The organism is Sphingobacterium sp. SYP-B4668, from assembly GCF_027627455.1.
Lineage (GTDB): Bacteria > Bacteroidota > Bacteroidia > Sphingobacteriales > Sphingobacteriaceae > Sphingobacterium.
On the sequence record NZ_CP115483.1, the window covers coordinates 408,208 to 429,379 of the forward strand.

Here is a 21,172-nt window from a genome sequence, read left to right on the forward strand (position 1 = left end):
TATGTATAAATTTAGTATTAGGGGGGGGTATGGGGTATCAAACTTTGGTGATGATCTGTTGATGATTGTTTTTGAAAACTACTTGATAAAGGAGTTCCCTGAGTCCCTGTTAAATTTTGAAAGTCAGGGCTTGAATTATCCAGTTAAGCTTTTAAAAAGATCAAGCTACGATGTGAAGTCATTTAAAGAAGATTGGTTAATTTATGGAGGCGGAACTCAATTTTTTGCATTTAGTGATAAAAATGAATTTACATTACTACAACGTATTCGACGAGCAATGTTGAGTCCAGAGATAATTTTGAATAAGATTCAGAGATATTTTGCTAAACCTAAGAAAGTTAACATTGCGATTTTAGGACTAGGCTTAGGACCTTTCTATAATGAAGAATATATAAGTATTGTAAAAGATTTATTAAAGGATACAAAATATATAGGTTTGAGAGATGAACAATCTTATTTGTATTGTCGCGATTGGGATATTAAGGCTACATTAGGAGCCGATGTTGTGTTTTCTTCATATTTTTATTTACCGCCATTTAAGGGAAATGAAGTAACTCAAAAGTCGAAAAAGATTGGTGTGATTGTGAGGGACTGGGAATGGGAGGAATCAGGCAGGGCATATTTTGAACCAATTTTGGATTTTGTAGAGGATTATCAAAGTAGACCGGATATCGAAATCCATTATATTCTATTCTCAACAAAAAAAGACAAGGAATGGATAACCTTAATTGGAGATAGTAAGAGAATAATCTGGAATCCAGATGAATCTACTGTAGATGATTTTTTAAAAGTGCTGGCTAATTTTGATGGATTTATATCAGCTCGGTACCACGGTGCTATAGTCGGTGCTTTGCTCGGAAAACCTGTGATTGCCATTGAAATTGAACCGAAATTAAGGTTGTTGCGAGATCAAATTCCTGAGATGCAGCTTTGGTCAAAGCCTTTTGATTTGGAGGAATTAAAAAATCTCGTCGAAAAGATGGATTTTAATGTAGATTATTCGAATTCAATAAGTAAGCTTAGAAATGCTTCTGATAAGATGCTTTTAGAGTTTAGAGAATTAGTAAATTTAAATAGATTATGATTAAAGTTGCTTTTTGCATTAGAGAGGATTATAAAACTCGGGGGGGCGGGGATGCTGTTCAAATGTTGAAAACCAAGCAGTATCTAGAATTCCATACAAAAGATATAGAAATCCAAGTTTTAACGAATCCTGCTGAATTAACAAAAGACAGATTTGATCTCTGTCATATATTTAATTTTTCGACTTACAAGCTAAGCGGAGCTTTTATTGAGAAAGCAAAATCAGAAGGAATTAAGATTGCTGCTTCTCCAATCTACTGGGATTATAGCGTTCTGATTTACGCAATTTTTTCAAAACTAAGGCTTTCAAAACTCAATTCGACAATTTTATCGCTCGAAAAACTCATTTCGAAAATAATTGGTGTTTTTTATCCTTTAATATTTCTGTCTTCAAAAAAATTCAGAGCTATTGTAAGCAGCTTCGTCTATAATTGCGATATTCTCTTGCCAAATTCTGAAGAGGAAATGACATTATTGTGCCAGTTTATAAAAAGAAAGAAGGCAACAATTAATTATGATGTTGTGGTTAATGCTTGTGAGGCTCACTACGTATTTGATTTAGAAAAGCAAAAGGCTGTCAACTTATTGTTGGCTCAGGGAAATATTAAGGGTGATTTTGTTTTACAGGTCGGACGTATAGAACCTATTAAGAATCAAATTAATCTTGTAAAAGCGCTGGAAAAAGACTCCGATATTCCAATCGTTTTTATTGGAGCAATTTCACATAGGGAATACTATGATACTTTAGCTCGGATTTGTAATCGCCGAGGAAACGTTTATTTCATCTCCGAGGTAGATCATGAACTGATTTACGACTTTTACAGACGTGCTAAATTACATGTATTACCTTCCTTGAGGGAGTCGCCGGGGCTCGTTTCTTTAGAAGCGTTATCTATGGGATGTCCAATTATTGTTTCGGATTACCCTTATTCACCTTTTGAGACTTATTTTGGAGAAAAAGTGACAAAAATAGATCCGCTCAATATTTCTGACATACGGACTAAAGTCTTGAAGGAATTTTGTAATAATGAAGAAAAAAAGTCCGGATTTAAGGCCTTTACTTGGGAAATGACTGCAGAACAAACGTATAATGCTTACGTTAAAATACTGAAAAAATGATTTCGGTTGAAAGAGCCCAGAGCACACTGGCTACACTTTTTTTAGTGATGGTTTTTTCTTTTCCTAGGACACTTCAGTCTCCGAAGATTATCGTACTTTTTATCCTGTTGCTTTTAATGGCTTTTAGGCCAAAATTAGGAGCTGCTTATTTAAACTTTTTTTTATCTTATCTATTCATTTTCATATCTCCTTTTTTGGTAGCTGGTATTAGAGGAAATGAAACAATTTTTGTACTTCATTCTTTTCTGATTTATTTCATATTTCCTTTTTTGGTAACAATAGTACTTCAAGTTTTTGATAGAAATAGACTTTTTTCAATTATTTATAGAAGTGCTTTCATATCCCTAGTATTAATAACGCTAACAGCTGTAAGTACGTTGTTACATGGAGTCGGAATATTCCCCATAAATTTAAATGCGATTTTCTACCCTGACGAAAATCGTATCGGCCTCAATGAAGGATTTATTCACATAATAAATTCTCCGCTAACTTATTATCTGTTTTTAATTCCGATAATTTTTAATCAGGGGAAGCAGCTAAATTTTAGAAACTGGAAGTTGTATCTCTTTCTCAGCCTTTTAATTTTTTCTGTTCTTACAGGAAGAAGAATTTTGCTTGTTCCTTTTATTCTCGTTATTTTAATAAATTTTAAGTATTATGTCCGCTATATTTCTTTATTTCTGGTTGCTCTAATGTTTATTATTCCCAAACAAAAATTCGAAAATTTTGAGTTTGAAAAGGTTGTAAGTCGCTTCCGAGATGCAGCTAGATCCTCTGGAGATTCAGAAGTCCGGAGTGAGCAAGGAACTTATTTTACTAAATATATCCTAGACCGCCCACTTGCTGGATACGGAATGGGGGCATATATGCCCGATTATTTGCGAAATAATGAGTTTAAAACTGCCTATGAAAATTCATTTCATTATTTAATATTTTGTGTTGGGGTTCCAATTGCGTTCATTCTTATTTGTATGTATTTATATTTGTTATATAGAAATTGGAAATTGGAAGTGGATAATTCGTTGAATGTAGGAATTTGCCTAGGAATTCTTTCGGTTCTATTAGCTTCATTTACCAATCCTTATTGGTTAAGTAGTTTTGATTATACTGTCCCGTTTGGAGTACTTATCACATTAGCTTTTAAAAGAACAATATGAGAGAGATTTTCGGAATATTAGTTACATATAATTCAGATATTCAGAAATTAGAAAGGAATATTGAATCTATTTTAGACCAAGTTGATAAAGTAGTGATATTTGACAATGGTTCGGGAAATAGAGAAGATATTGCTAAATCTGATATCATCGGAAGATGTGAGGTTTATTACAGTGATAAAAATATAGGATTAGGAGGAGCCTACAATTATTGGCTAAATAAGTATTGTCAGAATTATTCCTATTTTGTGACTTTTGATCAGGATACTTGGATTCCATCAAACACCCTTGTCCTTTTACAATCTATATTGGATTCTAACCGAAATATAGGGATTGTCGGACCCTCATTTTCGAGAAGTAACAGTAGTACTACAGAAGACGGAAAAGTACTTGATACATATACAATAATTCAAAGTTGTTGTTTATTTAGAACTGAACTTTTGCAAAAAGTTGGGGGGTTCAACGAGGATTATTTTATTGATTCTGTTGATTTCGAATATTGTTTACGGGTGGGCAAAGCGGGATACAGAGTAGTAAAGTACGATGGAGTGACAATAGAGCACAGTTTAGGTTCTGCAAAGAGGAAATTTGGAATTAACTACTACAGTCACAACTGCCTCAGGAACTATTATATAGCAAGGAATCACAGACATATTTCGAGTACCTACTTTATGGATTTTCCGTATTTTATTCTCAAAAAGAATTTTTTTTTCGTACTTCATATCCTTAAAGTACTATTTCTTGAAATGGATATGAAAAAAATAAAATGTTTATTTAAAGGCCTAATGAATAAGAGTTATGAATAGATTAAGCTTTTTGTCGGTACTTGCTTCGTCAAGTTGTTTTTATAAAGGGTCATCGAAAAACGAACGTGAGACAGTTAATGAAATAGCTGCTGTAAACAATGATGCGCGATCTTCATCCATAATAGATATAAAGCAATATGGGGTGAAGGGGGACGGTCATATTGATGATTCTCGAGCAATTCAAGTTGCTGTTGACGACTGTATTAAATTTAAAAAAACTCTTTATCTTTCGAGGCCAAGCAAATCTTACCTCTGTAAGAGCAAAATAATTATATCCGGTCAAATTTACATATACGGAGATGGAATGAGCATGTGTGGATTGAATTTTTTGAATAGTGATGGTTTTGAGATTTTGGAAGGTGTTAGTAATGTCATTTTTGAAAGATTTTCTATTAATCAAGCTATTAGATATACCCAAACAAGAAATCTCTTCACGGCCATAAAGGTGCTGGGGTCGACGAAAAAAAGACCTTATACGCATGTCTATCGAGATGTTTTTATAGATGGCTTTAATACAGCCTTCGATTCCAGTTGGCTGTGGGATTCCCATTTCGATAATATAAAAGTATTATTTGGTCAGATTGGTTTCAATATAAAAGGAACATCTGTAAATAATAATATAAGTAATTGTAGTGTCTCAGTATCTGGAGGTGGATCGAAGGGTGTCTTCTTTAGCGATGCTCAACAAGCAACTGAGGGATGGAGGATTACGAATTTATTAACTTATAATGCCGATATCGGTATTCATTCCCTTTATACCTCTAATGTATATGTAACGACTCCTATTTTAGATTTCTGTAAAGAGTATGGTATTTTGCTCGAATCAGGGAAAGGGCCCTCCACAAACTGGCAGGTTTTGGGAGGATATATAGCCATGAGTGGCAGGAGTAAATCCGCTATTTCAGTGAATAACGAGGTTAATAACAACCAAATCAGAGGCTGCAAAATTTCAAATGTAGATATTTTGGCCTATCCTGGGTCGTCTTGCGAGTATGGAATTGAATTAAAAGGGGTACTTGATCAAAAAGCGGCATTGAATGCAAATAGCTTTACAAATATAAAGAACGAATATTTTGCTAAATAAAATTATGAAGGAGTCTCTTAATCCTATTGTTCCTTTTATCTGTGTAAATTATGGAACGTATACAGAAACGGTAAAATACATCGAAAATGTTATTGGTTTAAAATTTGGTCAACGGGCACTTATTATAGTGATTGATAATACTCCAGATGAATTTGATTTCAATAAATTGTTGGAATATAAAGAAGAAAATCATCTTGAGGATGCGGTATTGAAGATTATTAGAGATGAGAATCGTGGTTATTTCCAAGGGCTTAATGTAGGTGTCAAATATGCCAGAAGTCTGAATAATGATTCTGGTTATTATGTAGTGGGCAATAATGACATAATTTTTGAGGACGATTTTATTAAATATATATTGGATTATCAATTAGATAGCGATACCCTTATTATATGCCCTGATGTAATCACTACAGAGGGATCACATGAAAATCCTCATGTTTTAAGAAAAATGGGCTTTCTAAGAAAGCTAAAGTATCAAGTGTATTATTCTAACTATTTTATTGCAAAAATTTTGAGTACTCTGAAAAGTACGGAAAGAAGATTTAAGAGGTATGATTCGCAAAAAAAAAATATTCATATGGGAATTGGCGCTTTATATATCTTGACTCCTAATTTCTTTAAGCATTTTGATTTTCTTTGGGAAGATGTCTTTTTATATGGAGAAGAAGCGATTCTGGCAGGTCAGGTTGGTTCAGTGAACGGTAAAATACTATATGACCCCTCTTTTGTTTGTTATCATAATGAATCTTCAACAACATCAAAAATTGAGCCAGCCTCTAAGTATAAAATAGTTCAACAGTCATATAAAGTGTACAAAAAATATTTGTAAATATGGAGATTAAAAGGAAAGTATTACTGATTACTGGAGGAACAGGTTCATTTGGTACAGCAGTTTTAAATCGATTTTTAAGTGGTGACCATTTTAAAGAAATTCGAATCTTCTCTCGGGACGAGAAAAAGCAGGATGATATGCGTAACCTCTATAGAAATGATAAAATTAAGTATTATATAGGGGATGTACGAGATTATTCAAGTGTTGAACCCGCAACACGTGGGGTGGATTATGTATTCCATGCTGCAGCGTTGAAACAAGTGCCGTCTTGTGAATTTTTTCCTATGCAAGCTGTAAAGACAAATGTTGAAGGCACGCAAAATGTAATCCGTGCAGCAGCTTCAAACGGTGTGAAAAAAGTAATTTGTCTAAGTACAGATAAAGCTGCTTATCCCATTAATGCAATGGGGATATCCAAAGCAATGATGGAGAAAGTGGCTGTGGCGGAAGCTCGCAACTTGACAGAGACTACTGTTTGCTTGACGCGTTACGGAAATGTAATGGCCTCTAGGGGTTCTGTTATACCTTTATTCTTAAATCAGATTCAAAAAGGCGAACCGATTACAATTACGGACCCTAACATGTCTCGCTTTTTTATGTCATTAGAAGATGCTGTAGATTTAGTGTTGTTTGCTTTTGAACACGGTAATCCTGGAGATCTTTTTGTCAATAAAGCGCCTGCAGGAAGTATAGGTGACTTGGCTAAAGCGTTAATCCAACTGACTGGAAAGGAAGTGCCCGTGAAGATTATAGGTACCCGTCATGGTGAGAAGCTATATGAGACGCTTTGCACCCGAGAGGAAATGATGAAAGCGGAAGATATGGGTGATTTTTATCGTGTCCCTGCGGATAATCGGGATCTGAATTATGCAAAGTACTTTTCGGAGGGGGAGCAGGATGTTTCTAGAATAGAGGATTACCACTCGCATAATACCACCCAACAAGGCGTTGATGGCTTGAAAGACTTGATATCCAAACTACCATTGATACGCAAAGAGGTTTTTGGTGAGGATGTTATGCAGTACCCCTATTAGATTAGAGTATTAGAATGTAAGATGCTATGAAAAGAATTGGAATTACGGGACAGCAAGGCTTCGTCGGAAGCCATTTATATAATACCTTAGGATTATTTCCTGACGAATTTGAACGTGTGAATTTCAAAAGGGCCTATTTTGATGATGCTGAGGCCTTAGATGAGTTTGTCCGTAAATGCGATGTCGTCGTACATTTGGCAGCAATGAATCGACACGAAAGTGAGCAGGTAATTTACGATACGAATGTTAAATTAGCCAAGGATTTGGTTGCATCTTTAGAGCGGACTAAATCAACAGCACATATCTTAATTTCCTCTTCTACGCAAGAAGAACGAGACAATCTATATGGCAAGTCAAAGAAAGAAGGCCGGGAGGCAATAGCATCTTGGGCTGAAGCCAAGGGAGGGAAGTTAACAGGACTAATTATACCAAACGTTTTTGGCGCGTTTGGTAAACCCTTTTACAATTCCTTTGTCGCAACTTTTTGCTACCAACTCACGCATAGGGAGCAACCAATTATAGCACATGATGGTGAGGTTACATTGATTTATGTACAAGAGTTGGTGGATGAAATAATTAACCAAATTCGTCGTGAAGAACATAGGCCCCATTGTGTAATAGAGCATACCGCTACAAAAAAAGTTTCAGAGGTACTAGCGCTCTTGGAAGGTTTCAAAGAAATGTATTTAGAAAATGGAGAGATCCCGATATTAGAAAATTCCTTTGAATTAAATCTCTTTAATACCTACCGGTCGTATATGGATTATGGTAATCTTTACCCACGCCATTTTCAATTGCATACAGATTCAAGAGGCACGTTTGTCGAGATTATCCGTATGGGTATTGGTGGACAATCTTCTTATTCAACAACTGTACCTGGGATAACCAGAGGTAATCATTTTCATACGCGCAAGATTGAGCGCTTCGCTGTGATTAAAGGTAAGGCTCTTATTCAATTACGTAAGGTAGATACTGACGAGATCTTTGATTTCTACTTGGACGGTACCCAACCTTCTTATGTCGATATGCCAATATGGTATACGCACAATATCAAAAATATTGGGAATGAAGAGTTGATTACTATGTTTTGGATAAATGAGCCCTATGATCCCACCGACCCAGATACTTATTTTGTAGAGGTATAAATTATTTTAAAGATATAATGAAAAAATTAAAGGTAATGACGGTCGTTGGAACGCGCCCGGAGATTATTAGATTATCAAGAGTATTGGAAGCACTGGATAGATCTAATGCTGTTGAACATATTATCGTCCATACAGGACAGAATTATGACTACGAGTTGAATCAGGTTTTTTTCGAAGATTTGGGATTACGTAAGCCTGATTATTTTTTGGAGGCTGCTGGTAAGACCGCAACTGAGACAGTGGGCAATATCTTGATAAAAATAGACCCCTTGTTAGAGGAATTGAAACCGGAGGCCTTTTTGGTATTGGGTGATACCAACTCATGTCTTTGCGCGATACCGGCTAAGAAACGTCATATTCCAATCTTCCATATGGAGGCGGGGAATAGATGCTTTGATCAGCGGGTACCAGAAGAGACCAACCGTAAAATCGTGGATCATACAGCAGATGTAAACCTTACCTATTCGGATATTGCGCGTGAATATCTATTGCGTGAGGGGTTGCCTGCAGATCGAATTATTAAGACAGGTTCGCCTATGTTTGAGGTGCTTAATCATTACCTTCCTCAAATTAAAGCTTCGGATGTGCTATCCAAATTGAATTTAGAGGACCGTAAATTTTTCGTGGTTTCTTCTCATCGTGAGGAGAATATTAATTCGGAAAAGAATTTTAGAGGTTTGATTGATTCATTAAATGCGATAGCAGAACAGTATAAGATGCCGATTATCGTATCCACTCATCCTCGTACGCGTAATATGATTGATAAGATGCAGATAGCCGTGCGCCCTGAAGTTCAATTTCTGAAGCCCTTAGGATTTCACGACTATAATGCGTTGCAGATGCGGTCATTTGCTGTTTTATCGGATTCTGGGACCATATCTGAGGAGTCATCTATTTTGAATTTCAGAGCACTGAATATTCGTCAGGCTCACGAGCGGCCAGAAGCGATGGAGGAAGCATCTGTCATGATGGTGGGACTGTCTCCAGAGCGTGTTTTACAAGGACTGGTGCAGGTATTAGAGCAAAAGATAGACGGTGAGCGTAATTTTCGTCCCGTAGCCGATTATTCGATGCCCAATGTATCTGATAAAGTGGTACGTATTATAATCTCCTATACCGATTATATTAAACGCGTGGTTTGGTCTGAGGAGATATAGGTATGAAGAGAGTATATCTGATTTCAGAATTATTTTATCCGAATAAAACCTCAACGGCTTATATTATGACAGAAATAGCCAAATTTCTGTCCAAAAATTATGATACCTCTGTAATATATGCTGACATAGCCTATGACGCTAATGTAGATCATGTAAATGAAAAAAAACTGGAAGGAATAAAGTTAATCAAATCGAGAGCCTTATCATTAGATAAAAACAAATTTTTTAACAGGATTCTGGGATCTTTGTACACAACATTTTCTTTTGCTGGAAAAATTTTGAGATACGTTGCGAAAGAGGATGTAGTTTTTGCAGTAACTAATCCATTTTTACTTGTGATTTTACTTGGATGTATTCGTAGGTGCAAAAAATTTAGGTATGTTCTCTTGGTTCACGATGTATTTCCGGAAAATGCTGTTCCGGCAGGTGTATTGAAAAACAACTCGTTTTCATATAAAATTATGAAGACGATGTATGATTGGTCTTACAGCATGGCAGACGAATTGATTGTATTGGGAAGAGATATGGAAAAACTTGTGGCTTCTAAAGTAAGCCGTGGAAAAAAAATTCATATCGTTGAAAATTGGTTTGATTCTGATTTACAACCTAATTTGGTTTTTGATAGAAATAACTATCTAGGAGTTGATGTAACGGATAAAATCGTTATCGGATTTGCTGGGAATATGGGAAGAGTACAATATTTAGAGGAGTTTTTGAAAATATTTGCCTCATCTCATAATGAAAAATTACATATGATTTTGGTAGGAGATGGCGCATGTAAAAATGATATACTGAACTTTTTAAAAAAGAACGGTATTGATAACGTACATTATCTAGGCCCTAAACCGCGCTCTGAGCAATCATATTTCTTAAATAGTTGTGATATAGGCTTAGTGACATTATCGCCGGCTATGTACGGTCTTGGCGTACCTTCGAAATCCTATAATTTATTAGCGTTAGGTAAACCCATTCTTTTCGTGGGAGATGAAGGGGCTGAAATTGATTTGTTAATTAAGGATAATCAGATTGGTTGGAGTTTTAACTGGGATAATCCCGAGCCTTTAAGAAGTTTTTTAACAACTTTAAATAACAAAGATAATATCAAATCAGAGAAAGCGAAGATATTAGCTAATGAAAGGTTTGCGGAAAATATAGTTCTTTCTAAGATAAACCAAATCATCAAATGAAAGTAACAATTTTAGGAGCTAGCGGATTCATTGGAAAGCATTTACTTAGTGGGATTAAAGATGTTTGTGGGAGCTCATTACGACGTGACGGGTGGCAAAATGATCTGAAGAGCAGTGTCGTTATACTTAATCTTGTGGGTAAGGCTCACGATCACAAGGGAACTGCGACCGAACAGGATTATTATTACGCTAACTTAGAGTTAACAAAGCAGATTTTTCAGGTTTTTGTAAGCTCCTCTGCTAAGCTGTTCATCCATATAAGTTCGTTGGCTGCCCTGGAAGAATTCGAATCTAACAGGCCGTTGACAGAAGAGAACAATTGTCATCCCGAATCTTGGTACGGGAGCTCAAAACGAGCTGCGGAGGAATGGCTTTTGGACCAAGAACTACCATCAGATAAAAAGTTGGTTATCCTTAGGCCGACAATGGTACACGGACCTGGTGACAAAGGAAATCTGGGCTTGCTATATAAATTGATATCGAGGGGAATTCCCTATCCTTTAAGTTCATTTGATAATAGCCGTTCCTTTATATCGATTTCTAACTTTTGTTTTTTTATCGAACAGATTATAGAAAATTACGATAAATTGGAATCAGGGATATATCATATCGCTGATGATGAACCAATTTCTACAAATGAAATTATTGAGGTCATTAAGAAGGTTACGAACAAAAAGGTTATGAGTATTTCACTGCCTAAATATTTGGTTAGGATGATAGCTAAAGTCGGAGATGTGATTCCGATACCGTTAAATACGAAGCGACTTAAAAAGATGACTAGTGATTTATTGGTTTCGAATCAAAAGATTAAAGCGGCTTTGGGAATTGAGAAATTGCCATTGACGGCGAAGGAGGGATTGGAGAGGACGATAAGGTCTTTTGGGGAGGCTAAGAGTTAGGTATTGGTGATTAGGAGAGAGGGACTTGACGTGATGTATTGCCTATGACGGAGAGACTCCGAATCAAGTTCGGAGTGACGGAATGATAGAGTGGTGATAGGGGTTAGGGGGTAGAGATTAGATGTTAGAGAGCTAGGAGTTTGGGGTGAGGGGCTTGACGTGGTGTATTGCATTTAACGGAGAGGCTCCGAATCAAGTTCGGAGTGACGGGGTCGGAGTTAGAGCCTAGGTACTAGACAAATATAAAGTGATGATATATTTAGTAGTTTTTATAGTTCTTTTTGTGGCGGAATTAGCATATTTCCGGGTTGCAGATCGATTCAATATTATTGACAAGCCGAATGAGCGTAGTTCGCATACCGCTATTACGTTAAGAGGTGGTGGGATTATATTTTATTTAGGGGCGTTAGCTTATTTTATTCTATCGGGATTCCAATACCCTTATTTCTTCCTAGGTCTGACATTGATGACAGTAGTGAGCTTTGCGGATGATATCATGACCTTATCCAATAAAATTCGCCTGTTGGTCCATCTGCTATCAGTACTGTTAATGGCATATGAACTGGATGTATTCGGTATGCCTTGGTATTATTTGGTGATAACATTTATAGTGGTAATCGGCGTTATTAATGCCTACAATTTTATGGATGGTATCAATGGAATCACGGCTTGCTACAGCCTAGCGGTAGGTGGCTTGTTACTATTGGTCAGCCATCACGTCGATTTTATCGACCGGGATTTGTTAATATATAGTATGCTCTCGATATTGGTATTTGCTTTTTTTAACTTTAGGGCCAAAGCGAAATGCTTTGCGGGAGATGTTGGCTCTGTGGCTATTGCTTTTATCTTGCTGTTTGCATTGGCTGCCTTGATAATTAAGACCCAGAACTTGATTTATATATTATTCCTAGTAGTATACGGAGTGGACACGGTGTGGACAATTGTGCGGCGGCTCTCCAAAAGAGAAAACATTTTCCAAGCGCATCGCTCACATCTGTACCAATACTTAGGGAATGAGGCCGGCGTGAATAAGCTAGTGGTATCTTTTGTATACGGAGTACTACAGTTTATCATTGGTTTACTCGTGATACGGTTTACAGATGAAAGTGTTACCATCCAATTAGGATTTGCAATTGGCCTGCTGTTAGCATTAAGCCTTATTTATTTGATGTTGAAGCGATATGTGTTGAAGAGGTATATTGGGTAACTAGTGACTAGTAATTGGTGACTAGTGACTGGTAATTGGTGACTAGTGACTGGTAATTAGTAACTAGTAATTGGTGGCTAGGAGTTAGAGTTTAGAAATTGGAGTTAGGAGATAGAGAGTGGTAATTGGTGACTAGTAATTGGTGACTAGTGACTGGTAATTGGTGACTAGTGATTGGTGACTAGGAGTTAGAGTTTAGAAATTGGAGTTAGGAGATAGGTGTTAGATATTAGGAGTTGGAGGGATAGAGAGTGGGAGTTAGGAGATAGAGGTTAGATAATTAGTGATTGGTGACTAGTAATTGGTGACTGGTAATTAGTAACTAGTAATTGGTCGCCAAAATCTCTATATTAGATATTTGGCGCTAATTGGAACCTTATGAAAACACACAAAGACTTGGATGTTTGGAAGAAAAGTATTGACCTGGTCACGACTATTTACGAATTGAGCAAAGTTTTCCCGAAGGACGAGGTGTATGGATTAACGAACCAGATAAGGAGGGCTGCTGTCTCAATCCCGAGTAATATCTCGGAAGGAGCTGCAAGACAATCAAAAAAGGAATTTATACAGTTTCTGTATATCGCATTAGGAAGTGCGATGGAAGTAGAAACTCAATTGATTATCAGTAAAAACTTGCAATATATTTCTGAAAAGAAGCAGATTGAGATTTTAGACGAATTAAGTTGCATTAGTAAAATGATTAATGGCCTTATTACATATCTAAAGGAACGGAATTAATGTTTTATAACTAATACGAGTAGTTGACTACAGGCGATGTGTGTCTCTAACGACTACTAATCACTAGTCACGAATCACAAATAACATATGCATATAAATTTTATTACAGGTGGCATCGCCAAAGATTATAGAGGTCAAATTCGGTTCGTAAATGACTTTGATATGTCGCAAGTCAAACGATTCTACATCATTCAAAATGCAGATGCCGAGCTGGTCAGGGGCTGGCGTGCGCATCGTATAGAGCAGCGCTGGTTTTATGTCTTATCGGGTGCATTCGCCGTAGACTTGGTCGAAATCGATAATTGGGAGGATGCATCTCCTGATTTGGCCATACAAAGAGAGATTATCCATGTCACAGAACAGCGTGTATTCCACGTACCTGCTGGATATGGTACCGCTTTTCGAGCCTTAGAACCGAATAGCGAACTGTTGGTATTCGCAGATTATGGTATCGAGAATGCTAAGCTGGACGACCACACCTGGCCAGTGGATTATTTTGTGAATAGGTTGGTGTAGGGGTTAGAGATTAGGAGATAGAGAGACTAGGTGTTGAAGATTGGAGGCTAGGAGCTAGGTGTTAGAGGTAAGGAGGTAGTTTAGATACTAGGTGTTGGAGATTGGAGGCTAGGAGCTTGACGTAGTGTATTGCATTTGATAGGCAGACTCCGAATCAAGTTTGGAGTGACGGGCGGGGAAGGAGTTGGAAGTGGTGTATTGCATTGACGGGCAGACTCCGAATCAGGTTCGGAGTGACGGGCGGGGAAGGAGTTGGCATTAAACTTGTTATAGGCTGGTACATGTTTTAATTTTTGTACCGTTCTACTGGATTCTCCAAAAATCCAAGTAGACCAGATCACACCCTATGATAAAAAAAGAAAAACCTACGCTGGTCATACTGGCGGCTGGAATGGCTAGCCGATACGGCTCTGCTAAGCAAGTGGAAAGCATTGGTCCATATCAAGAGAAAATTATCGATTATTCCATATACGATGCGGTCCGCGCTGGATTCGGCAAGATTGTCTTTGTTATCCGAGAAGAATTCTTAACCATCATGCAGAAAAATGTGGGCGATCGGCTTCCCAAAGAGATAGAAGTAGCTTATGCTTTCCAGGATTTTGACCTGCGTAAATTCGGCGTGGAGATGCACGTCGAGCGGCAAAAACCGTGGGGCACGGCACATGCGGTAATGAGTGCGCATGAACATGTAGATGGCCCATTCTGTGTCATCAATGCCGATGATTTCTATGGTTATGATGCTTTCGAACGGATGGCTGATTTCTTGACGAATGAAGCAACAGATGGACAAATGGCCTTGGTAGGTTTTGAAATAGGAAATACGCTATCCGACTATGGATATGTATCGCGAGGGGTATGCGAGGTGAATGGCACAGGACAGATGACGAGCGTGACCGAACGCACCAATATATACCGTAAAGACGAAGGAGAGGACATGCATATCGTCTACCGCTCGGACGACCAAGAGGTGATACTCCCTAAAGAGACAAGGGTATCCATGAACTTTTGGGGATTCACCCCCAAAGTAATCGAGGTAGCTAAGGAGCTGTTTCCAGCTTTCGTAGCAGAGAACCAAGATAACCCGAAAGCCGAATTTTTTATTCCCAATATTCCAGACTACATGGTAAAGAAGCAGATGGCGCAATTTGCAGTGCTGCCAACTTCGTCCAAATGGTTTGGCGTGACCTATAAAGAGGACAAGGCGATAGTACAAGCAAGTATTCGACAATTGATAGCGGATGGGGTGTACCCGAGAAGGCTATGGCCGAAGCCTGTAAATGAAGCGCTGTATTTGGATTTTTAGGGGTTAGTGATTTGGGGGGAGGAGCTTGACGGGTGTATTGCATTTGACGGAGAGACTCCGAATCAAGTTAGGAGTGACGGGGGGAGTGGTGATAGGGGTTAGGTTTTAAAGATTAGGGGTTAGTGATTTGGGGGGAGGAGCTTGACGGGTGTATTGCATTTGACGGAGAGGCTCCGAATCAAGTTCGGAGTGACGGGAGAGGATGGAGGGGTGATAGGGGTTAGTGGGAGAGGTGTTGGGTTTTAGAAACTAGGAGTTAGATGGTTAGGAGTTAGGTTTTAGAGATTAGGGGTTAGTGATTCGTGATGGGGTTAGGAGCTTGACGTGGTGTATTGCCTATGACGGAGAGACTCCGAATCAAGTTCGGAGTGACGGGTGTTTTGTTGTAAGCCCTCCGCCATTAACCATCCATCACTAGTAATAAGCTAGCTACTAATTTTCAATACTAAACTGAATTAGCTACCTTAGGGTTGATGAAACTAACCAATTATCATGTATTGCCCGAAAATCATTTGATTCCGTTATTGAAGAATGGCGATCGGGAGGCCTTCGAAGAAATCTTTAATCGATATTACCATTTTCTGCTCCAATATGCAGATCAACTGACGCATGATAGTCAACAAAGCGAGGACCTCATCCAAGAGATATTTATCCGAGCGTGGCAAAACCGCGAACGATTTGACGATTCCAAAAATCTATTTAATTATCTCAAAGTGAGTGTTCGGAACGGCTTCCTGAATCAAGAACGGACCAAGACGACGCATACAGCTTTCAAAAAAGAATTGACCCACTACCTAACGGCGGGATACACGACTGCGGACCAAGGGATGATCGAGAAGGAGCTTATTGCACGTTTGGAAAGCATAGCTGCAGCACTGCCCGGCAAAATGGGAAAGGTATTCATGATGACCCACTTCGAGAATTGCAGCAATGAAGAGATTGCCCTCGCACTGGGGGTCTCCGAGAAGACCGTCAAAAATCTATTGAGCCAAGCTGTTGGCAATATTCGCCTACGTATGGGACTCTCCCTAGCATTGGCTATTTTACTTTCGTAAAAAAAATAAAATAAATCGGGATTTATGGGAAGCAGATGTGTACTGTATATAGAGACACATGAAAGATGACGCTATCGCTATGGGAAATACAGAAGCACAGAAACTAATAGAACGCTATATGGAAGGGACGGCTACTCCTCAAGAGCGGCTGCAGGTCGAGGCTGCCCTCAATCGACATATGGCGAATAGCGATGTGCGGCGTACACCGGAGGAAATGGCGAAGGCTACCCGACGGAGTAAGGAGGCTGTGCTTGCCGCAATTGAACTACCGGCAAGGTCACGGGGCCTTAGATATCGGGCGCTACCCTATGTAGCAGCGGCAGCGCTACTGATTGTGGGCCTGGTGTTTTGGCGGATAGGGGATGGGAAAAAGGATCGTCCAGATATGCAAGCTGAGCGACAAACGAGGGTAGACCCTCAGCAGGTGTTGCCAGGAGGCAACCGGGCGACCTTGACTTTGGCCGATGGAAGTACCTATGCACTGGATGAACAGCAGACAGGGGTGGTAATAGGGCCGGATGCCATTAAGTATGGTGATGGCAGTGCATTGTTGGACAAAGAGGGAGGGAACGCTGAACTCACCTCTGCAGTACTGACTACACCTAAGGGGGGGACGTATCAGGTGACACTCCCGGATGGTACAAAGGTGTGGCTCAATGCGGCCTCGACCCTAAAATATCCAACCAAATTCACGGATATGGAAAGGGTGGTCGAACTGCAGGGAGAGGCCTACTTTGATGTGACCAAACAACAAGCAAAAGGAGGTGGACCTATGGCAGGTGCTGCGGTACCATTTAAAGTAAAAACGAAAGACCAGGTGGTAGAAGTCCTAGGGACCGGATTTAATATATCAGCCTATGCGGAGGATGTCGAGACGAAGACAACCTTGGTGGAGGGCCGGGTAAATATTGTCACGAATGGAGGGGCAGGCACGCTGTTGCTACCAGGGGAGCAAGCGACACTACGCAGATCTAAAGTGGACGTCCGAAAGGTGGATGTCGAACAATTTACAGCTTGGAAAGACGGATTCTTCTATTTCGATAACTTGTCGCCCCAAATCGCGTTGGCCCAACTGGCACGCTGGTATGATGTGGAGGTGCTGTATCAAGGGGCTATCCCCGAAAAGCGGATATTCGGCATGATAGACCGAGGCAAATCACTGGGCTCGGTATTGAAGTCATTGGAAAAAAGTGGGCTGACCTTCAGGCTTACAGAGGCCAATGGCCATAAGGAGCTGCTTGTGCAGGGCGAAAGATAGCACGTGAAAACAAACGAAGGGTATACCCAGCTTATAGCAAGTAAGTGTACCATTTATATAAACCATAACCATTATAATCAAAAACGAGGAGAAATGAATATGAATACATCATAACGACAGGACGGTATAGCAGAAAGAAGAATAAGGAACAACGGATGGTGCTGGAGACACCATCCGTGGATTTCGTTTGGATTACAGTACGGACCGGTATTGAATTGCCGGTCTATGACCAATTTTGAATCACCCAAACAGCACTAATTTATGATTTTTAAACGAATTTTTAAAGGACCGGACTGGTCTTTTAGAACACGATTGCTACTTACTATGAAATTAGCGATTTTTTTAACTTTTCTTTTCATTGTCCAGGCTGCGGCCGAAGGGCGAGCACAAAAGATTACTCTTCATGCCAAAAATACCAGTCTGCGGGATGTCATGAAAGATATCCAAAAACAACAGGGCTATTCCTTCTTGTTTCGTGGCGATCGCATAGCCATGACACGTGTCAATGTGCAAGTCAAAGATGTAGTATTTTCGGAGGCGATGCGGGCTATATTGGCAGGCCATGAATTGGTTTGGTCACTTGATGACGGCATTGTCACCATCATGCCAGGCGCACCGCAGCCTACGCAAAGGGAAAAAGCCGAGGATAGGCCCCAAGAACGGCTGGTCTCGGGAGTGGTCAGCGATAATGAGCGTAAGCCTTTGGCGGGGGTGACGGTACGGGTGAAGGGGACCCAAGTGGCTACCACGACCAATGGTGATGGAGCATATGAAATTCGCCTCCCGAATGGAGCGACTACATTGACCTATTCGTTGATAGGTCGGCAAACCAAAGAGTTGGCGGTGGGAAGCCAAGTGCGGATCGACGTGCTATTGGGCGAAGAGGTAGCCGATCTGGATGAAGTGGTGGTGGTGGGCTACGGAACGATGCGAAAATCGGATCTGACAGGATCGGTATCGCAGGTGAAACCCGCCCAGCTGGAAGCGGTACCGGTATATAATATGGAGCAGGCCTTGAAATCTGGCGCTACGGGGGTACGTGTGGTGCAGAATTCGGGAGCTCCGGGATCTCGGATGGAGGTGCGGATACGGGGCGGCAACTCTATGATAGGGGACAACCAACCCCTGTATGTGGTAGACGGATTTCCGGTGACGGGGGATATCAGCTATCTCAACCCATCTGATATCGAATCGGTCGATATCTTAAAGGATGCTTCTGCCACTGCTATATATGGCGCAAGGGGAGCGAATGGGGTGGTCATCATTACCTCCAAAAAGGGAAAATCAGGCCAACCCACCAAAATAGACCTGCAGAGTCAGGTCGGGGTACAGGAAGATATCAAACGGATGAAGGTATTGGATGCGAAAGAATATGCGATCGTAGCCAATGAATGGTTAAAGAACAGTGGACAGCAGCCATTTTTTGATGTCAACGAAATCAAGGGCCCAGGTACGGATTGGCAAAGTGAAGTATTAAGAAGTGCGATCCTACACAATCATACGCTTACCTTCTCAGGGGGATCTGAAAAAAGTCGATACTCCCTATCTGGAAGCTATTACGATCAAGACGGAATCATTATCAATACAGGTGCTAAACGGGGATCGGTGAGACTTAATATGGACCATCAGCTGTTTGATTGGTTGACCATGGATGTCAACATCAACTTGTCTCGAAGAGAGCGTTTTCAGGTGCCGGTGGATAATGGCAATTTCGGTAATACGGTATATTCGGGTGCGGTGTCGGCCCCACCCACATTGGATGTGTATGATGCCAATGGACAATATACACAGATAGGTCAGATATACTCGTTTGCGGAGGCCACGATGGTCAACCCGCTGATCTATCACAAGCCCTATAAAAATAGAGGTTTTACCAATGTATTGATTGGAAATACGAGCTTCACGGTCAAGATCGCAGAAGGGCTGACCTTCAAAACATTACTGGGCACCGAAGCCCATAACGTAGCGACGGAGGAATTTAGACCTCTTATTTTTGAAAATGATAGGGGAGGCGCCTCGCAAGGGACTTCCTATAGATCGTCCTTCTTGAACGAGAATATCTTGAATTATAACCGTGCATTCGGGGATCGCCATCAGCTGGGCTTGATGGGCGGATTTACCTATCAGGATGAAACCCTTCGTACATCGGGAATCAGTGTAAGCGGGTTTGCAAACAACAATACTGAGAATTATAACCTAGGTGTGGCCGAGACGGTGAATCCGCCTTCGTCTGGAATATCCAAATGGGCGATGGCCTCTTGGTTGGCAAGGGCCAACTACTCCTACGCGGACAAGTATTTGCTGACGGCCAGTATACGTGCCGATGGATCGTCGCGCTTTGGCGAAAATAATAAATGGGCGGCATTCCCATCGGGAGCGGTGGCTTGGAAAGCGAGCAATGAGCCTTTTCTTCAAGAGGTCGAGGCTATCGATGAATTGAAGCTAAGGGCAAGTGTAGGGGTGACTGGAAACACCGCCCTATCGCCTTATCAATCTCGAGACCGTATTTCGCCGGTGAGGACCATCTACGGCAATAGTACGGAGGTCATCGGCTATGTGCCCTCGGGTATAGCCAACCCCGACCTAAAGTGGGAGACGACTACACAGATGGACGTGGGCATAGACCTAGCGCTATTGAACAACCGATTCAAGATAACAGCGGATTATTATATCAAGAATACCACCGATTTATTGGCATCGGTGCCACTGCCTCCTTCGGTCGGGTTTGGCGCTATGCTACAGAATATCGGCGAAATAAGGAATCAAGGATTTGAGTTCAACTTGGCAGCGGATATCTTGACACGCGAATTTAAATGGGATGCAGCTGTCCGGCTTTCGACAAATAAGAATAAAATTGTTTCGCTAGCGGGAGGAAATGATATCTTCAGTGCAGAATTGAACCAATTCCGATCGAGTATGAACATCGCTAGAGAGGGACAGCCTTTCGGGATGTTTCTGGGACTGATCGAAGATGGATTGGATGACAAGGGCTTGATCAAATATGTGGATCAGAATCAAGATGGACAAATCAACGCGCTGGACCGCGTGATTATCGGGAATCCCTATCCGAACATGGTCTATGGATTTAACAGCAACTTCTCCTACAAAAGCCTGGAATTGAATCTTTTCATAGAGGGCGTGACAGGGAATGATATCTTCTGGGCGACAGCGGGGACAAACCTCAACTCTTTCCAACGCGGGACCAATCAATTTCAGGATCTAGTGGGCAATTATTGGACGGCAGAGTCGCCCAATCCGAACGCGAAATATCCGAAAATCAGCTCCACTACGTTGGTGGATGTCTCCGATCGCTTTATTGAGGATGGAAGCTATCTACGCCTGAAATCGGTCAGGCTGGCGTACAATATGCCTATCGCCAAGTGGACCAACTCAAAGGTGAAGCGGGCCCAGGTCTATGTGTCGGGCGTCAACCTATTCACGATCACCAACTACCCGGGTATCGATCCGGATGTTAATACTACCGGGTCAGATGGGCAAGGAGTGGGAGATAGACTGCGTATGGGGATAGACCAAAGTGCCTATCCGACAGCCAAAATGTATATGGCTGGAATTAATTTTTCATTTTAAGAGATAC

18 protein-coding genes are annotated in these 21,172 nt (G+C 40.5%); all 18 read left to right on the forward strand.

What is annotated here, in order from left to right:
• Window position 1: 1 nt before the first annotated feature.
• The 18 genes from OQ289_RS01775 to OQ289_RS01860 all read left to right on the forward strand — a co-directional run bounded on the left by OQ289_RS01775 (window position 2) and on the right by OQ289_RS01860 (window position 21,165).
• A complete protein-coding gene (locus OQ289_RS01775; RefSeq protein WP_270089160.1) occupies window positions 2-1,084 on the forward strand; it encodes a polysaccharide pyruvyl transferase family protein in 1,083 nt (360 codons plus the stop codon).
• Window positions 1,081-2,202, forward strand: coding sequence for a glycosyltransferase (locus OQ289_RS01780; RefSeq protein ID WP_270089161.1), 1,122 nt, complete (start codon window positions 1,081-1,083; stop codon window positions 2,200-2,202). The genes OQ289_RS01775 and OQ289_RS01780 overlap by 4 nt, the downstream gene beginning before the upstream one ends.
• Window positions 2,199-3,359 carry a hypothetical protein gene (locus OQ289_RS01785; RefSeq protein ID WP_270089162.1) on the forward strand — a complete coding sequence of 387 codons (1,161 nt, stop codon included), beginning with the start codon at window positions 2,199-2,201 and terminating at the stop codon, window positions 3,357-3,359. Before OQ289_RS01780 ends, OQ289_RS01785 begins: the two co-directional genes overlap by 4 nt.
• Window positions 3,356-4,162 (forward strand): glycosyltransferase, encoded by an 807-nt coding sequence (locus OQ289_RS01790; protein ID WP_270089163.1) that lies wholly within the window; start codon window positions 3,356-3,358, stop codon window positions 4,160-4,162. Before OQ289_RS01785 ends, OQ289_RS01790 begins: the two co-directional genes overlap by 4 nt.
• Complete coding sequence (locus OQ289_RS01795) at window positions 4,155-5,246, forward strand: glycosyl hydrolase family 28-related protein (RefSeq protein ID WP_270089164.1); 1,092 nt, start codon at window positions 4,155-4,157, stop codon at window positions 5,244-5,246. Before OQ289_RS01790 ends, OQ289_RS01795 begins: the two co-directional genes overlap by 8 nt.
• A 4-nt stretch (window positions 5,247-5,250) precedes the next feature.
• On the forward strand, window positions 5,251-6,075 hold the full coding sequence (locus OQ289_RS01800) for a glycosyltransferase (RefSeq protein ID WP_270089165.1): 825 nt from the start codon (window positions 5,251-5,253) through the stop codon (window positions 6,073-6,075).
• Window positions 6,076-6,077: 2 nt separating this feature from the next.
• Window positions 6,078-7,112 (forward strand): polysaccharide biosynthesis protein, encoded by a 1,035-nt coding sequence (locus tag OQ289_RS01805; protein WP_270089166.1) that lies wholly within the window; start codon window positions 6,078-6,080, stop codon window positions 7,110-7,112.
• A gap of 26 nt (window positions 7,113-7,138) precedes the next feature.
• Window positions 7,139-8,257 (forward strand): polysaccharide biosynthesis C-terminal domain-containing protein, encoded by a 1,119-nt coding sequence (locus OQ289_RS01810; RefSeq protein ID WP_270089167.1) that lies wholly within the window; start codon window positions 7,139-7,141, stop codon window positions 8,255-8,257.
• 17 nt (window positions 8,258-8,274) lie between these two features.
• On the forward strand, window positions 8,275-9,414 hold the full coding sequence (wecB, locus tag OQ289_RS01815) for a non-hydrolyzing UDP-N-acetylglucosamine 2-epimerase (protein WP_270089168.1): 1,140 nt from the start codon (window positions 8,275-8,277) through the stop codon (window positions 9,412-9,414).
• A gap of 2 nt (window positions 9,415-9,416) precedes the next feature.
• Complete coding sequence (locus OQ289_RS01820) at window positions 9,417-10,601, forward strand: glycosyltransferase family 4 protein (protein ID WP_270089169.1); 1,185 nt, start codon at window positions 9,417-9,419, stop codon at window positions 10,599-10,601.
• Window positions 10,598-11,500, forward strand: a complete 903-nt coding sequence (locus OQ289_RS01825; RefSeq protein WP_270089170.1) for an NAD-dependent epimerase/dehydratase family protein — start codon at window positions 10,598-10,600, stop codon at window positions 11,498-11,500. Before OQ289_RS01820 ends, OQ289_RS01825 begins: the two co-directional genes overlap by 4 nt.
• Window positions 11,501-11,750: 250 nt before the next feature.
• Window positions 11,751-12,707, forward strand: a complete 957-nt coding sequence (locus OQ289_RS01830) for a UDP-GlcNAc--UDP-phosphate GlcNAc-1-phosphate transferase (RefSeq protein ID WP_270089171.1) — start codon at window positions 11,751-11,753, stop codon at window positions 12,705-12,707.
• Window positions 12,708-13,085: 378 nt separating this feature from the next.
• Window positions 13,086-13,445 (forward strand): four helix bundle protein, encoded by a 360-nt coding sequence (locus OQ289_RS01835; protein WP_270089172.1) that lies wholly within the window; start codon window positions 13,086-13,088, stop codon window positions 13,443-13,445.
• An 87-nt stretch (window positions 13,446-13,532) separates the two neighbouring features.
• Window positions 13,533-13,961 (forward strand): WxcM-like domain-containing protein, encoded by a 429-nt coding sequence (locus OQ289_RS01840; protein WP_270089173.1) that lies wholly within the window; start codon window positions 13,533-13,535, stop codon window positions 13,959-13,961.
• 346 nt (window positions 13,962-14,307) lie between these two features.
• Window positions 14,308-15,264, forward strand: coding sequence for a nucleotidyltransferase family protein (locus tag OQ289_RS01845; RefSeq protein WP_270089174.1), 957 nt, complete (start codon window positions 14,308-14,310; stop codon window positions 15,262-15,264).
• 473 nt (window positions 15,265-15,737) lie between these two features.
• Entirely contained in the window at window positions 15,738-16,319 is a 582-nt protein-coding gene (locus tag OQ289_RS01850; RefSeq protein ID WP_270089175.1) for an RNA polymerase sigma factor, read from the forward strand.
• Window positions 16,320-16,377: 58 nt separating this feature from the next.
• Complete coding sequence (locus tag OQ289_RS01855; protein ID WP_270089176.1) at window positions 16,378-17,577, forward strand: FecR family protein; 1,200 nt, start codon at window positions 16,378-16,380, stop codon at window positions 17,575-17,577.
• Between the two features lie 324 nt (window positions 17,578-17,901).
• Window positions 17,902-21,165, forward strand: coding sequence for a SusC/RagA family TonB-linked outer membrane protein (locus OQ289_RS01860; protein WP_270089177.1), 3,264 nt, complete (start codon window positions 17,902-17,904; stop codon window positions 21,163-21,165).
• Window positions 21,166-21,172 lie beyond the last annotated feature (7 nt).